The organism is Citrobacter sp. TBCS-14 (assembly GCF_005280805.1).
Classification (GTDB): Bacteria; Pseudomonadota; Gammaproteobacteria; order Enterobacterales; family Enterobacteriaceae; genus Citrobacter; species Citrobacter gillenii.
The window spans coordinates 1-241 of the sequence record NZ_SZWM01000516.1; the positions used below are offsets into that span (position 1 = coordinate 1).

Sequence of the window (241 nt, forward strand, 5' to 3'; positions counted from 1 at the left end):
TTTGGCACAGACAAGCCGATATACGACATCTTCGGAGGAGGCGGAGCAATTACATCCGAATGTATTTTAAATGGCTTAGAAGTATATTATAACGACTTAGACAAGGATATAACCAACGCTTTTGAACGAGTTATCTCTCAAGACCGTGAGTGGATTAAAAGCCTTATTGTTTCACGTACAGAGTTTACCGAGATTAAGGAGAAAGAAAACAAGACAACAGATGACTTTTTGAAGTTGCTGA

1 protein-coding gene is annotated in these 241 nt (G+C 38.6%); it reads left to right on the forward strand.

The features are described from left to right. Positions 1-241, forward strand: a 241-nt coding sequence (locus FDX22_RS19635) for a DNA adenine methylase (RefSeq protein ID WP_186805357.1), incomplete at both ends; no start/stop codon positions are given.